Raw genomic sequence first — 13,441 nt, 5'->3', positions numbered from 1 at the left:
ATGGCGACCGCGACCGCTCCGGCGAGTGACGCGGTCGCCGGAACGGCCGCGCCGCTCCTGGTCTACTTCTCGAGCGTGTCGGGCAACACCGCCCGCTTCGTCGAGAAGCTCGGCCTTCCGGCAGTCCGCATCCCCCTCCACCCCGGTGAGTCCCCGCTCGTCATCGACGAGCCGTTCGTCCTGGTCACCCCCACTTACGGAGGCGGCCAGGGCAGGGGCGAGGAGAAGGGCGCGGTCCCCAAGCAGGTGATCCGGTTCCTCAACGACGAGCGCAACCGTGCTCACCTCCGCGGAGTCATCTCCGCGGGCAACACCAACTTCGGCGACGCGTTCTGCCTCGCCGGCGAGATCATCAGCCGCAAGTGTCATGTGCCCCACTTGTACCGGCTCGAGGTATTCGGCACGCCAGAAGATGTGAGTCGCGTGAGCGACGGATTGGAACGATGGTGGAAGCTGCACTGAGAGAGACCGACTTCAAGACTGATGCGCGTTTCGAGGGGCTCGACTATCACGCCCTCAACGCGATGCTGAACCTCTACGGCCCGGACGGGAAGATCCAGTTCGACGCCGACCGCCGCGCTGCCCGGGAGTACTTCCTGCAGCACGTCAACCAGAACACCGTCTTCTTCCACTCCCTGAAGGAGCGCCTCGACTACCTCGTCGAGAAGGAGTACTACGAGCCGGCCGTGCTCGAGAAGTACCCGTTCGAGTTCATCCAGCAGCTCAACGACCGCGCCTACGGCAAGAAGTTCCGCTTCGACACGTTCCTCGGCGCCTTCAAGTACTACACGAGCTACACGCTCAAGACCTTCGACGGCAAGCGCTACCTCGAGCGCTTCGAGGACCGCGTCGTCATGACGGCGCTCGGGCTCGCCGACGGCGACCAGGAGCTCGCGACGGCGCTGGTCGACGAGATCATCTCGGGCCGCTTCCAGCCGGCGACGCCGACCTTCCTCAACACGGGCAAGGCGCAGCGCGGCGAGCTCGTGTCGTGCTTCCTGCTGCGCATCGAAGACAACATGGAGTCGATCGCCCGCGGCATCAACTCCGCGCTGCAGCTCTCCAAGCGCGGCGGTGGCGTGGCGCTCCTTCTCTCGAACATCCGCGAGGCCGGCGCCCCGATCAAGCAGATCGAGAACCAGTCCAGCGGCATCATCCCGGTCATGAAGCTCCTCGAAGACAGCTTCAGCTACGCCAACCAGCTCGGCGCACGCCAGGGCGCAGGCGCCGTGTATCTCTCGGCGCATCACCCCGACATCCTGCGCTTCCTCGACACCAAGCGCGAGAACGCCGACGAGAAGATCCGCATCAAGACGCTCTCGCTCGGCGTCGTGATCCCCGACATCACGTTCGAGCTCGCCAAGAACGACGAAGACATGTACCTCTTCTCGCCGTACGACGTCGAGCGCGTCTACGGGGTGCCGTTCGGCGACATCTCGGTGACCGAGAAGTACCGCGAGATGGTCGACGACGCGCGCATCAAGAAGACGAAGATCAACGCGCGAGAGTTCTTCCAGACCCTCGCCGAGATCCAGTTCGAGTCGGGCTACCCGTACATCATGTTCGAAGACACGGTGAACAAGGCCAACCCGATCAAGGGCCGCATCAACATGTCGAACCTGTGCAGCGAGATCCTGCAGGTGAACACGCCGACGACGTACAACGAAGACCTCTCGTACGCCGAGATCGGCAAAGACATCTCGTGCAACCTCGGCTCGATGAACATCGCCCTCGCGATGGACGGCGGCGACCTCGGTCAGACCGTCGAGACCGCGATCCGCGCGCTCACGGCGGTGAGCAACCAGAGCCACATCTCGTCGGTGCGCTCCATCGAAGACGGCAACGACCGCTCGCACGCCATCGGCCTCGGCCAGATGAACCTGCACGGCTACCTCGCTCGTGAGCACGTGCGGTACGGCTCGGAAGAGGGCGTCGACTTCACGAACATCTACTTCTACACGGTGCTCTTCCACGCTCTGCGCGCGTCGAACCGCATCGCGATCGAGCGCGGCCAGGCCTTCGACGGCTTCGCCGACTCGACGTACGCGTCGGGGGAGTTCTTCGACAAGTACATCGACCAGGCCTGGGAGCCGCAGACCGAGAAGACCAAGGAGCTCTTCGCGGGCATCGCGATCCCCACGCAGGACGACTGGCGTGCGCTGAAGGCGTCGATCCAGGAGCACGGCATCTACAACCAGAACCTGCAGGCCGTGCCCCCGACCGGTTCGATCTCGTACATCAACAACTCCACGAGCTCGATCCACCCGATCGCGTCGAAGATCGAGATCCGCAAGGAAGGCAAGATCGGTCGCGTCTACTACCCGGCGCCGTTCATGACGAACGAGAACCTCGAGTACTACGAAGACGCGTACGAGGTCGGCTACGAGAAGGTCATCGACACCTACGCCGCCGCCACCCAGCACGTCGATCAGGGGCTGTCGCTCACGCTGTTCTTCAAAGACACCGCGACCACGCGCGACATCAACAAGGCCCAGATCTACGCCTGGCGCAAGGGCATCAAAACGATCTACTACATCCGCCTGCGCCAGATGGCGCTGGAAGGCACGGAGCAGGAGGGCTGCGTCAGCTGCATGCTGTGACGCCGCCACCAGGGATTCTGAGGAAGAGCAAATGACACCCGAGAAGCTCAAGCTGATCGACCACGTCCAGGCGATCAACTGGAACCGCATCCAGGACCAGAAAGACCTCGAGGTCTGGAACCGTCTCGTCAACAACTTCTGGCTCCCCGAGAAGGTGCCGCTGTCGAATGACGTGCAGTCCTGGGCGACGCTGACCCCCGAGGAGCAGACGACGACCATGCGCGTGTTCACGGGGCTCACGCTCCTCGACACGATCCAGGGCACGGTCGGCGCGGTCTCGCTGATCCCAGACGCGATCACGCCGCACGAGGAGGCCGTCTACACGAACATCGCGTTCATGGAGTCGGTGCACGCCAAGAGCTATTCGTCGATCTTCTCGACGCTGTGCTCGACGCCCGAGATCGACGACGCGTTCCGCTGGTCGGTCGAGAACGACAACCTGCAGCGCAAGGCGCACATCGTCATGGACTACTACCGTGGCGACGAGCCGCTCAAGCGCAAGGTCGCCTCGACCCTGCTCGAGTCGTTCCTCTTCTACTCCGGCTTCTACCTGCCGCTGTACTGGTCGTCCAAGGCCAAGCTGACGAACACGGCCGACATCATCCGGCTCATCATCCGCGACGAGGCCGTGCACGGCTACTACATCGGCTACAAGTACCAGCGCGGTCTCGAGCTGCTGGGCGAGGCCGAGCGCAACGACCTCAAGGACTACACGTTCTCGCTGCTCTACGAGCTCTACGACAACGAGGTGCAGTACACGCAGGACCTCTACGACGGAATCGGCCTCACCGAGGATGTCAAGAAGTTCCTGCATTACAACGCCAACAAGGCCCTCATGAACCTGGGCTACGAGGCGATGTTCCCCTCGACCGTCACGAACGTGAACCCGGCGATCCTCTCGGCCTTGTCGCCGAACGCCGACGAGAACCACGACTTCTTCTCGGGGTCGGGCTCTTCCTACGTCATCGGCAAGGCCGTCGCGACCGAAGACGACGACTGGGACTTCTAGGAGTTCTGAATCCCACTTCGCCCGCATAGGGCGGCTGAGAGGCCCGGACCCGCAGGATTCTGCGGGCCCGGGCCTCTTTCGTGCCTTCTCTCGACAGATAGAGGAGGACTCAGATGGACATGAATTGCCGTTCGAAGTGGCACGCGGGTGGCACGCGCCCACCTTCTTCAGTGAAGCGGGGTGGTCCGCCGGTCGGATTTCAGTATGGGCGTGCCACTGGAGTCGTGCCACTGCGTGCCACAGGAGGCGTCCTTAAGGATGCAGAAGTCCCGATGAGACAAACATTCCACCCATCAGGTGCTCCCAGTGGCACGGCGTGGCACGACCGGCCGCGCGAATCCACTCAGGGTCATGGGAGGGCGCGATGAGCACCACGAGGACAGCCGGAAGCGCGGCTGCGAAGCGGGAAGGATGGGGGAGTCTTCGGAAGCTGCCATCCGGCCGCTGGCAGGCGCGCTACCCCGCTCCGGACGGCGAGACCTACACGGCGAGAACCGACGACGACAAGCCGCTGACGTTCCTCACCAAGACCGATGCGCGCGCATGGCTCGCCAGCATGCATACGACGATCGCACGAGGGGAGTGGGAACGGCCCTCCGCGGGAGCGGCGCGCCGCCGAGCGGAAGCGGCCGCTGAGCAGGCTCGGTCCATCAGTTTCTCCGAGTACGCGGATCAGTGGATAGCGAGGATTCGCGCAGAGCCGAAGAAGAATGGCAAGCGCCGCGCGCTCGGCACGGTCCGTTCCTACAAGGGCAAGATCGACGGCTATCTCGTTCCGGAGTTCGGTGATCTGCTGGTGCGGGAGGTGGACTTGGAGCGCATCCGTGCGCTGACTGCACGCCTGGACAACATCCCTTCACCCTTGAACCCGAAGTCTAAGTTCAATGGCGTTACGCGTCCGGTGCTGACGGTGCTCATGATGATCCTTCGCCAGGCGGCTCGCGATGGCGTCATCCCTGCTGCGCCGGCTGTTTCGCTACCCCGGCAGGAGACCGTGATCAAGGATGACGATGCCGGTACCGATGACGACGTCGCGACGCCAGATCAGGTCGAAGCGCTCTATGGCGCGACACCGAAGCAGCTGGCGATCATGGTGCTGCTCGCCGCCTGGTGTCAGTTGCGTCGCGCCGAGTGCCTCGGACTGCAGCGGCGTGACATCGAATGGCTCGACGATGGTGGTGCGATCCTGCATGTGCGTCGCCAGTTGAGCGCGAACACGGGCGACTACTCCAATGAGCTCAAGAGCGAGGCCGGCAAGAGGTCTCTCGCCGTGCCGAAGGTCATGTTGAATCGCCTTGCATCTCATCTGCATGAATATGTCGGTGCGGAAGCGAAGGCTCCGCTGGTTCCAACGAACGCCCGTGGCAGCGTGCCGCTGTCGAACACGCGGTGGGGTTACATCTGGATGGACAGTCGAGATGCCGTTCCCGGGTTGCCTCCGAGGTTCCGCTTCCATGACCTCCGGCATGCGGGTCTGACGATCTTCGCCCAAGAGGGGGCGACGCTCGCCGAGCTCATGCGACGAGGCGGGCACTCCGACATCCGCGTCGTCCTCCGGTACCAGCACGCGACGATGGCTCGAGACCGCGAGCTGGCCGATCGCATGAGCGACCGCATCGAGGAGAGGCTGCACGCCCGCGGTGTCGGCGATGAGCCAGCACTGGACGGCGATGAACACCTACACATCAAGGAAGCGTCAGCGAACCGGGAGGTAATGCCATGACTGCTCACACTCATCCAGAAGTGCACCCCGGGTCGCTCGTCTCGCTCGCTGTCGCGGCGGGGGAGTTCGGAGTCTCGATCAAGACGGTCAGGCGCCGCATCTCAGACGGGACGGTGCATGGCTACCTTGTCGGCCGGCTCATCCGCGTCGATCTCGAGGAACTCCGTGAACGAATGCTCGTGGAGATCCCGACGAGGAAACGAGTGGACCGATGAGGCTCTGGCTGTCGCCGTCCCTGCGACGGGCGCGGATCTGATGTCCGGCCGTCCGGTGATGGCGCCGGGAACTCGTCAAGCCGCACCGTTCTCCCTGCTCTGATTCGCTTTGAGGGGCACGTCCGGAAGAGCCAGGGCTTGCACATAACCGTGACGGTATGCGCCACATCAATCGCGACGATCCCCCGGGGAAGTGCAGCATGATCGGCGTGCACACGGACTCAGTGACCATCGTGACCGGAGCGGCCGGCGGTGTGGGTTCCGCCGTCGTCCGCGGTCTCGTGTCGGCCGGTGGAAAGGTTGTCGCGGAGGATCTGAGTCCTGCCGTCGAGGCCTTGGCGTCGGACGAGGTCGCGGTCGTGGTCGGCGATGTTTCTGACCCGAGCACGGCCGAGCGATCGGTGGAAGTGGCGCATGACCGCTTCGGGCGGCTTACCGGACCCGTCAACAACGCTGCGCGATTCAAGCTTGCTGCGCTCGAGGAGACCTCGGTCGAGGAATGGGACCAGATCATGCGCATCAACGCACGAGGCCCCTTCGTCCACATCAAATCCTCGCTGGCCGCGCTCACTCTGTCCCGCGGCGCGGTTGTGAACACCGGCTCGATGTCCGGACTCATCGGGTTGCAGGGTCAGACTCTCTACGGATCCACGAAAGCCGCCGTGCACCAGATGACCAGGATGGCAGCGATCGAGCTGGCATCTCGCGGTATCCGAGTCAACGCCGTGGCCCCGGGCCACATCTCCACCGGGTTCATGGACGACTTCCTCCCGCCTGAAGGCCAAGAGCGCGACGCGCTTCTTGCTGACATCGCTGCGCAGCACCCCCTCGGCCGCTCAACCACGCCAGAAGAGGTCGCGGCATCCATCCTCTTCTTGTTGTCGGATAGGGCGGCCAGCATCACAGGTGTCGTGCTGCCGGTCGACGGTGGCTACACGGCGGCCTGATTCGCGGGGCTGTGCCTCCGCAGTGGCCGGGCGGTGACGATCGCAGACGTTGCGGCTCACGAGGGTCGGATCCCGCATCACGAGATGAGGTCCACCCTGGGCGGCTATTGCTGTACTACGTGGATGACGACGAGCGGGTGGGCCGGAGCCACCCACCCTGCTCGTGAGCGCATGGTGCGGTATGGAGAGTTGGGCGGAAATCCGCCGGTCGCATCGGGCGGAGAACGTGCCGATCAAGGGGATCGCGAGGCGGATGGGGATCGCGAGGCGGTTGGGGATCGCGCGGAACACGGTCCGGTCGGCGCTGGTGCCTGGTGCGCCGCCGATGTATCAGGGGGCTGGGAAGCAGCCGCTGGTCGACGAGGTCGTGCCCGAGATCCGCACGCTGCGGATGGTGGACGTGAGAATGCCGGTGACGGTGATCGCGCAGCGGATCGGGTGGCAGCACTCGTGACGATCCTGAAGGACCGGATCCGGCTGATCGGTCCGGAGTATGCCGGGACCCGAGGGACCGCTGGGTGCTCGAGCCGGGCCAGGCGGCGCAGATGACTTGTGGTTCCCGGAGCCGCGGATCCCCGTCGGGTTCGGGCAGGTCGCGATGATGCCGGTGCTGGTAATGACGCTCACGTACTCCCGGTTCCTGTCGGTGCTGACGCTGCCGTCCCGGCAGGGCGGGGATCTGCTGGCGGGGATGTGGCAGCTGATCTCCCAGGTCAGCGCGGTGTCCAAGACGCTGGTCGGGACCGGGAGGCCGCGATCGGCGGGAAGGGGGCGACCGCGGGCGGCGGCCGCGTTCGCCGGAATCCTCGCGATCAGGCGGGTCCTCGCGCCGCCGCGGGACCCGGAGTTCAAGGGCATGACCGAACGCAACAACGGCTTCTTCGAAACGTCGTTCCTGCCCGGTCGGCAGTTCCGGTCCCCCGCGAACCTCAACACGCAGCTCGCGGACTGGCTGCCGATCGCGAACAGCCCCACGCTCCGCTCGCTTAGCGGCCGCCCAGTCGAGGTGCTCGACCGGTACATCCCGGCGATGACGGCGCTGCCGCCGCAGCCGCCTGCGACGGGGCCTGCACACCCGGGTTCGACTCAGGCGGGAGTACTATCCGGGTCACGGGGACGACTACTCCGTGGACCTGCGGGTGATCGTGGTGGATGTCACCGCGACGTCGACCCGGGTGATCGTGGCCTCTCACGGGGTTGCGGTCGCCGACCGCGAAATCTGCTGGGCGACGCGCGCGGTGGTCACCGACGCTGCCCCCGTGATGATCGCGAAGGCGCGGCGTTCGCAGTACGCCGCCGCCAAACGCGACCGGGAGCAGGCGGCGCAGGTCATGCCGGCGCAGCGGACGATGTTCCGGGACACCTCCGACTACGACGTGCTGTTCAGCGTCGACTTCGACCCGACCACCGGGGGAAGTGTGCTGACGGCCGCCATCAGGTGGGTCTGGGAGCAGCTGGCGACCACGGTGCGGGCGGGAGGGCTCGTCGCACGAGGAGTATCTGACCGCGGTGCTGCAACGCCAGGGCGCCGACGGGGAAGCGTCCGGCACCAGCCTGCGGATCTCGCCGAGCAAGTTCCTCGCTCAGTACGCCGACAACGGTGTGCTGCGTTCACTCGGTGACGTCATCGAGTCGGGACAGATCGACGTGAGCGGCATCGCCGGCGATGTGCTGGAGTCGGTCCAGATCGACGATGAGCAGTTCGCGATCCCCGTTGTCTAAGCCGCCGCTCGCCACACCGCGATCTTCACGTGCATCCACAGCTGTCTCCAGGCCTGCACCACAGCGGCTCGGAAAGAGGCGCGCGGTCGACCTCCGCGCCCGCCTCGGCCGCCGTGGACGATGCAGGCTGCGAGCGCCGGACCGACCCGGATGCGAATTGGTTTGAAGAGCGCTCGGACGACGGTGTTTCAGTTGAGGACGCCCGCTACGAGCCGTTCAATACGCGCTCTCGGTACTCCAACTCGAGTTGGTCGAGCCACTCGATACCACGGGCTACCGGAAACGCCCCGACAGTCGCTCCCAGCGGAAGCATCACCGCGTGTTTCATCGCGGCGACCGGGACCTCAAGGTCGAATAGACGGCGAGCGTGGATCTTGAAGGAGTCCTCGTAACCAGCGACCGCGAACGCCGAAATGACAATCAGCTCGCTCGTGACCGCATCGAGGGGGCCAGCCGCGAGCACAGCATTGCGCAGATCGCGCATGGCCTGCCCGGCATCCTCGTCCTCCTTTCTCAGGTACTCCGTCGGAGGGTGAACAAGAACGTTAGCCACGAGTCTCCTTCCAGCGCCGGCGGGATTCCCCGCCCTGCGGCGTCCGTACTTACGTATATGGATACAGCATACTGTAAGGCACGCCGTTCGCCTACCTGTGATGTTCGGGGGCTATTTTGTGAACGGTAGCGGTCTGCTCACGGGTGCAGCCTCCGAGTGTCAAGTGGCGCTGCCTGAGGAACCGCTTCACATCGCATAGGAGGCCTTCGTATCCTCACGCTGAGGCCGCTTCCCGCGCGGTTGCGGCTGGCGCGGGCGGATCGTCGGTGCCGGTGGTCAGCCGTCACCGCGGCCACGATGTTCATTAGTCTCCCCGCCTGCGGCTCGCCAGATGGGCATCACGGCTACCGCACGTTTGACTGGAACTGGTTATGGTGAGGATCGGTCCCGAACCGTATAATGAATGAGCATTCGTATTTGCGAACAAGGGACCTATCTCTGATGATTGAGGCACGAACGCCGATTGCTGAACAGACGCTGCAGCCGTTTGGAGCCGACGCTGACTACATCGTCGTCGGCGGCGGCTCTGCCGGCTGTGTGCTCGCCGCTCGCCTCTCTGAGGATCCGGAGCGCACGGTGATCCTCTTGGAGGCCGGCAGCGAATACGCGCAAGACCGACCGAACGAGCTGACGGAGCTGTACGGTGGGAAAGCCGTCCTGCGGTCCAAGTATTACTGGCCGGACCTCACCGGAACCACGGCAAGTCCCCGTCGGTTCCCTGGCGGAAATCCTCCTCGGGTGTCCTACAAGCAGCCCATGCTCTTGGGTGGAGGTTCATCGGTCAATGGTCAGGTGGCCTTCCGTGGGGCGCCGGATGACTTCGACTCCTGGGTCGCCGCGGGGGCGCGGGGATGGGGATGGCACGACGTCCTGCCGTACTTCAAGAAGATGGAGACTGACCTCGATTTCTCCGATGAGGGTCATGGGCACGACGGCCCCATCCGTATCCGTCGGACACCGAAACAAGAATGGGATTCGGTATCGCTGGCCGTCAGCGACGGGCTGGTGCAGGAAGGCTATCCGTGGCTGGACGATCTGAACGGCACTTTTGCTGAGGGCCACGGTGCCGTTCCGCTGAACAACGACGGCACGATGAGGTCCGCGCCGATCAGGGAATATCTCACCCCCGCGGTACGTGGCCGGACGAATCTCCGTATCATCACGGACATCCAGGTCATCCGCGTGCGAGTGATCGGCGCGCGAGCGACCGGGGTCATCGCAATCAAGGACGGTCACAGCCTGGTCGTCCCGTCGAGGCGCACTGTTCTCGCGGCCGGAGCGATCATGACACCGGTCATTCTGCTGCGCTCTGGCATCGGCAACCCCGCCGAGCTCAAGTCGAAGGGGATCGCGGTGACCGCTGCCCTCCCGGGCGTGGGCCAGAACCTGCAGAATCACCCGATGACCTCGATATCGGCATACACCAAACCGCGAGGGCGCACGGTTGCGCCTATGCGGCGGGTCTTCTCCTACCTGAGGTACTCATCACAGGTCGAGGGCTGCGAGCCCGTCGATATGGTTCTTTCTACGGGCGCGCGGTCGATGTGGCATTCGATCGGCAAGCGCATGGTGACGCTGAGTCCTTTCGTGGCCATGCCGTATTCGCGTGGTTCTGTAACGCTCGGCAGCCCTGGGCTCCTCAGCAGCCCGGTCATCGACAACTTCTGCCTCGATGATGAAAGGGACCTCATCCGCCTTCGCGGAGGTTTCCGACTCAGCGCTGGTCTGATGCTGAATTACCTGCACCCACACCTTATAGAGATGCCCTTCCCAACCCATCTCTCGAAGCGGATAGAGAAGCTGGGAACACCAAACCTCTTCAACGACTGGTTCACCCGGGCGGGTGCAATAGTCATGGATGCCTCCCCCTGGGCGAGGCGATTCCTGCTGGATCACATCGTTCGAGACGGCCCCACGCTGCATGAACTGCTCGCTGATGAGCGCGCACTCGACGACTTCCTGGCACGGCGGGTGAACCTCGCTTGGCATCACTCGTGCACCGCGCGTATGGGTCCCCGCGACGACGCCGAGGCCGTGGTCGATCCGTCCGATCTGTCGGTTCACGGCGTGGAAGGGCTTCATGTCGCAGATGCCTCGGTGATGCCCAGGATCACGCGGACGAATCTCAATTTGCCCACGATGATGATTGCCGAACGAGGTGTGGACCTGATCACCGCGAGCAGCAGTGCTTAGCGCCAACGTCCGCGCAAACCGTGAGGAGAAGGGTGCGGACAGGAACGCCCGGCGCTGACACCTCGTCCATTAGCCGTTTGGCCGACGCTCGTCGGCGTGGAGGTCAGGGGAGGACCATGTCCCCGGCTCGCATGGCGAGTTTTCCCACGTGCACAGACGATGCCTCCACTCCGCGAGCTCGCCACCGTGCGAGGCGGTGGGCCTCGAAGACAGGGCCGTCGCAGACCGACGGGTCTGCGAGATAGACCGCGAGAAGCGTGCGAGGCCTCGGCGTCCGGAGACCGGACTGAGGGTTCATTGTGCGCTCGGTCAATTCCAGGTGTCGCACTGCCGTAGCGCCCGGGAGCGAGCCCAGTTCGTCGATGTAGGACTGGCGCACCCACTGACGGAAGTCGTCCGCGTGCGAGGTCTCCGGGTCGTATCCCAGGAGCAGGATCCCTCCCGGGCGACTCATACCTGCAAGAGCAGGAGTCCCACCTCTCACCTCATAGACGCCGCGCTCGAATCCGGGCCGACCGGTCGTTCCCGCACCCTCGAAGGTCTCCGGGGGCTGCGTGGCCTCCCAGCGGCGAAGCGCTAGATACTCGCGATCCCACAGTGCCTCCATGTCGGCAAGTTCGTAGAAGACCAGATAACGCGGACCGTCGCCCGCACACGTCCACCGCTCGGCACCGATGAAGCCTGGCAAGCGAAGGCGATACGGGATGTGGACCTCGTCATACCACTCCTCATACCTGCGTGTGTCGTCCTTGGGGACCGGAGGCACCCGGAGGAAGAGGACAGCCGGAGTTGGGGCCGTTGCAGCATCGTGCACGAGAGCTCCTCTCAACACGTTCATCCTAATGAATTGGTATTCCTATTTACAAATGGCTGCGCACGGCCCCGAACAGGACGGTGCGGTGACGAAGAGCTGGAGGGGTTTGGGCAGGGATCGAGGTAGACCCTTGCTCCCCGCGGCAGCTGGTTGACGCGAGATAACAGGAAGAGTATGTTGGCATTTACGAACAACGGTTCGGAAATGCGTACGTAGCGCGGGATCCACTTTCGGGTTCACGGCGACGGCTCGCTCTGACACTCGAACAAAGGAGGCGTGGTGGGTTCACTCACAGCTGACGTTGGGACTTTTCTGGCTTCGGTGACCTACGAGGATCTGCCTGCAGACGTCCTCCCCATGGTGCGCGACGCCTTCACGGACACGGTCGGCGTGATCATGGTCGGCCTCCCGGAGCCGGTGACCGAGATCGTGCGCCGGACATTGGTCGATCAGGCAGGATCGCCGGAGGCGCGGTCGTGCCTCTCGAACGAGCGCGTTCCCGCCCCGGATGCGGCTCTGCTCGCCGGAGCGATCGCCCATTCCCTGGACTACGACGACCAATCCATGTCGGGACACCCCAGTGCGGTGCTCGTGCCGGCGATCCTCGCCGAAGCCGAACACCTGGGCGTGGACGGCCGACTCATGACCACCGCCTACGTCGCAGGGTACGAGGTGTGGTGCGAGCTGTGGCGCCGGAGCCGCAATTATCACGCGAAGGGGTGGCATCCGACGTCGGTCTTCGGCGCGATGGCAGCGGCAGCGGCGGGCGCAGTACTGCATCGCCTGCCCGCTGAGCGTGCGGCAGCGGCTGTTGCTATCGCTGGGAGCTTCGCCGGAGGCCTGTTCTCCAACTTCGGCTCCATGATGAAGGGATTCCATGCAGGCCTCGCTGCGCGCGGGGGACTGGAGTCGGCAAGGCTCGCAGCGGCCGGCATGTCGGCCGGACCGGACGCGATCGAGAACAAGCAGGGTTTCTTGATGGCATTCTCATCCGACAGCGCGCCCGATCTCGAGTCAGAGTCGAAGCTCGGCAAAGAGTGGTACCTCCCGAAGCATAAGCTGCTCATCAAGCTCCACCCCACCTGCTACTTCCTGCACCGCTCGTTCAACGGCACCGTTCGGATGCTGGCGGGCCGCGAGATCGAGGCGGAGGACGTGGCATCGGTAGAGGTGCGGATGGGCCGCGGTCAGGTGACCTGTCTGGTCTACGAGCGGCCGCAGACGCGTTGGGAAGCCGAGTTCAGCGGTCAGTACGGGATCGCGGCAGCCGTGATTCTCGGAAAGATGGGCGTTCCCGAGCTCGCCGATGAAACCGTGCAGCGCGCCGACATGCAAGCCTTCTTTCCCAAGGTCACTCTCATCCCCGTGGATGAGTACGACGAGCGAGATCCGGTGTTCTCGCCGACCGAGGAGGTCAAGCTGACGCTGAAGAGCGGAGAAGTCATCGAGAGCGGCCCGATCAGATCGATCCCGGGACACGCGAATGATCCGCTCACCACGGAGCAGCTCTGGTCGAAGTTCCGCGAGTGCACAGTGAAGACTCATTCCGATCAAGAAGCCCGTGATCTCTTCGACAAGCTTCAGCGGATCGACTCGCTCTCGTCTACCTCCGACCTGCCCACGTGCGCCTCGGTCTTCACGGACTGAGCCTCCACACGACGCCTC

The 13,441-nt window shown here is 64.3% G+C and carries 13 protein-coding genes; 10 read left to right on the top strand and 3 right to left on the bottom strand.

Translation table 11 applies throughout. The features are described 5' to 3' along the window. The 8 genes from nrdI (at window position 1) to ACSBPH_RS04620 (ending at window position 8,116) form a co-directional block, all read left to right on the top strand. On the top strand, window positions 1-462 hold the full coding sequence (nrdI, locus tag ACSBPH_RS04655) for a class Ib ribonucleoside-diphosphate reductase assembly flavoprotein NrdI (protein ID WP_442576432.1): 462 nt from the start codon (window positions 1-3) through the stop codon (window positions 460-462). Beyond that, window positions 444-2,600, top strand: coding sequence for a class 1b ribonucleoside-diphosphate reductase subunit alpha (gene nrdE / locus ACSBPH_RS04650; protein WP_442576431.1), 2,157 nt, complete (start codon window positions 444-446; stop codon window positions 2,598-2,600). Before nrdI ends, nrdE begins: the two co-directional genes overlap by 19 nt. Before the next feature lie 31 nt (window positions 2,601-2,631). Further along, on the top strand, window positions 2,632-3,609 hold the full coding sequence (nrdF, locus tag ACSBPH_RS04645; RefSeq protein ID WP_442576430.1) for a class 1b ribonucleoside-diphosphate reductase subunit beta: 978 nt from the start codon (window positions 2,632-2,634) through the stop codon (window positions 3,607-3,609). A gap of 364 nt (window positions 3,610-3,973) precedes the next feature. Further along, window positions 3,974-5,332: a tyrosine-type recombinase/integrase gene (locus ACSBPH_RS04640; RefSeq protein ID WP_442576429.1), complete on the top strand. Its 1,359-nt coding sequence runs from the start codon at window positions 3,974-3,976 to the stop codon at window positions 5,330-5,332. Beyond that, complete coding sequence (locus tag ACSBPH_RS04635) at window positions 5,329-5,547, top strand: helix-turn-helix domain-containing protein (protein WP_442576428.1); 219 nt, start codon at window positions 5,329-5,331, stop codon at window positions 5,545-5,547. Before ACSBPH_RS04640 ends, ACSBPH_RS04635 begins: the two co-directional genes overlap by 4 nt. Window positions 5,548-5,705: 158 nt before the next feature. Continuing rightward, entirely contained in the window at window positions 5,706-6,494 is a 789-nt protein-coding gene (locus ACSBPH_RS04630; protein WP_442576427.1) for an SDR family NAD(P)-dependent oxidoreductase, read from the top strand. Window positions 6,495-6,675: 181 nt separating this feature from the next. Further along, a complete protein-coding gene (locus tag ACSBPH_RS04625; RefSeq protein ID WP_442576426.1) occupies window positions 6,676-6,948 on the top strand; it encodes a hypothetical protein in 273 nt (90 codons plus the stop codon). Window positions 6,949-7,621: 673 nt separating this feature from the next. Further along, window positions 7,622-8,116 (top strand): hypothetical protein, encoded by a 495-nt coding sequence (locus ACSBPH_RS04620; protein ID WP_442576425.1) that lies wholly within the window; start codon window positions 7,622-7,624, stop codon window positions 8,114-8,116. Here ACSBPH_RS04620 and ACSBPH_RS04615 read toward each other — a convergent pair. Together ACSBPH_RS04615 and ACSBPH_RS04610 are read right to left on the bottom strand one after the other, a co-directional pair. Beyond that, entirely contained in the window at window positions 8,106-8,255 is a 150-nt protein-coding gene (locus ACSBPH_RS04615; protein ID WP_442576424.1) for a hypothetical protein, read from the bottom strand. The genes ACSBPH_RS04620 and ACSBPH_RS04615 overlap by 11 nt on opposite strands. Window positions 8,256-8,421: 166 nt before the next feature. Further along, a complete protein-coding gene (locus tag ACSBPH_RS04610; protein WP_442576423.1) occupies window positions 8,422-8,769 on the bottom strand; it encodes a carboxymuconolactone decarboxylase family protein in 348 nt (115 codons plus the stop codon). Between the two features lie 441 nt (window positions 8,770-9,210). Between ACSBPH_RS04610 and ACSBPH_RS04605 the strand changes: the two genes are divergently transcribed. Continuing rightward, complete coding sequence (locus ACSBPH_RS04605) at window positions 9,211-10,962, top strand: GMC family oxidoreductase (RefSeq protein WP_442576422.1); 1,752 nt, start codon at window positions 9,211-9,213, stop codon at window positions 10,960-10,962. A 103-nt stretch (window positions 10,963-11,065) separates the two neighbouring features. Here the strand turns inward: ACSBPH_RS04605 and ACSBPH_RS04600 are convergent, their stop codons facing one another. Further along, complete coding sequence (locus tag ACSBPH_RS04600; protein WP_442576421.1) at window positions 11,066-11,776, bottom strand: hypothetical protein; 711 nt, start codon at window positions 11,774-11,776, stop codon at window positions 11,066-11,068. Between the two features lie 279 nt (window positions 11,777-12,055). Between ACSBPH_RS04600 and ACSBPH_RS04595 the strand changes: the two genes are divergently transcribed. Then, window positions 12,056-13,423 (top strand): MmgE/PrpD family protein, encoded by a 1,368-nt coding sequence (locus ACSBPH_RS04595; RefSeq protein WP_442576420.1) that lies wholly within the window; start codon window positions 12,056-12,058, stop codon window positions 13,421-13,423. Window positions 13,424-13,441: the final 18 nt, after the last annotated feature.

The sequence above is a fragment of the Microbacterium sp. F51-2R genome (assembly GCF_052180235.1).
Classification (GTDB): Bacteria; Actinomycetota; Actinomycetes; order Actinomycetales; family Microbacteriaceae; genus Microbacterium.
The sequence above is the reverse complement of the archived record's forward strand: the minus strand, read 5'-3'. Positions and strand labels throughout refer to the sequence as shown.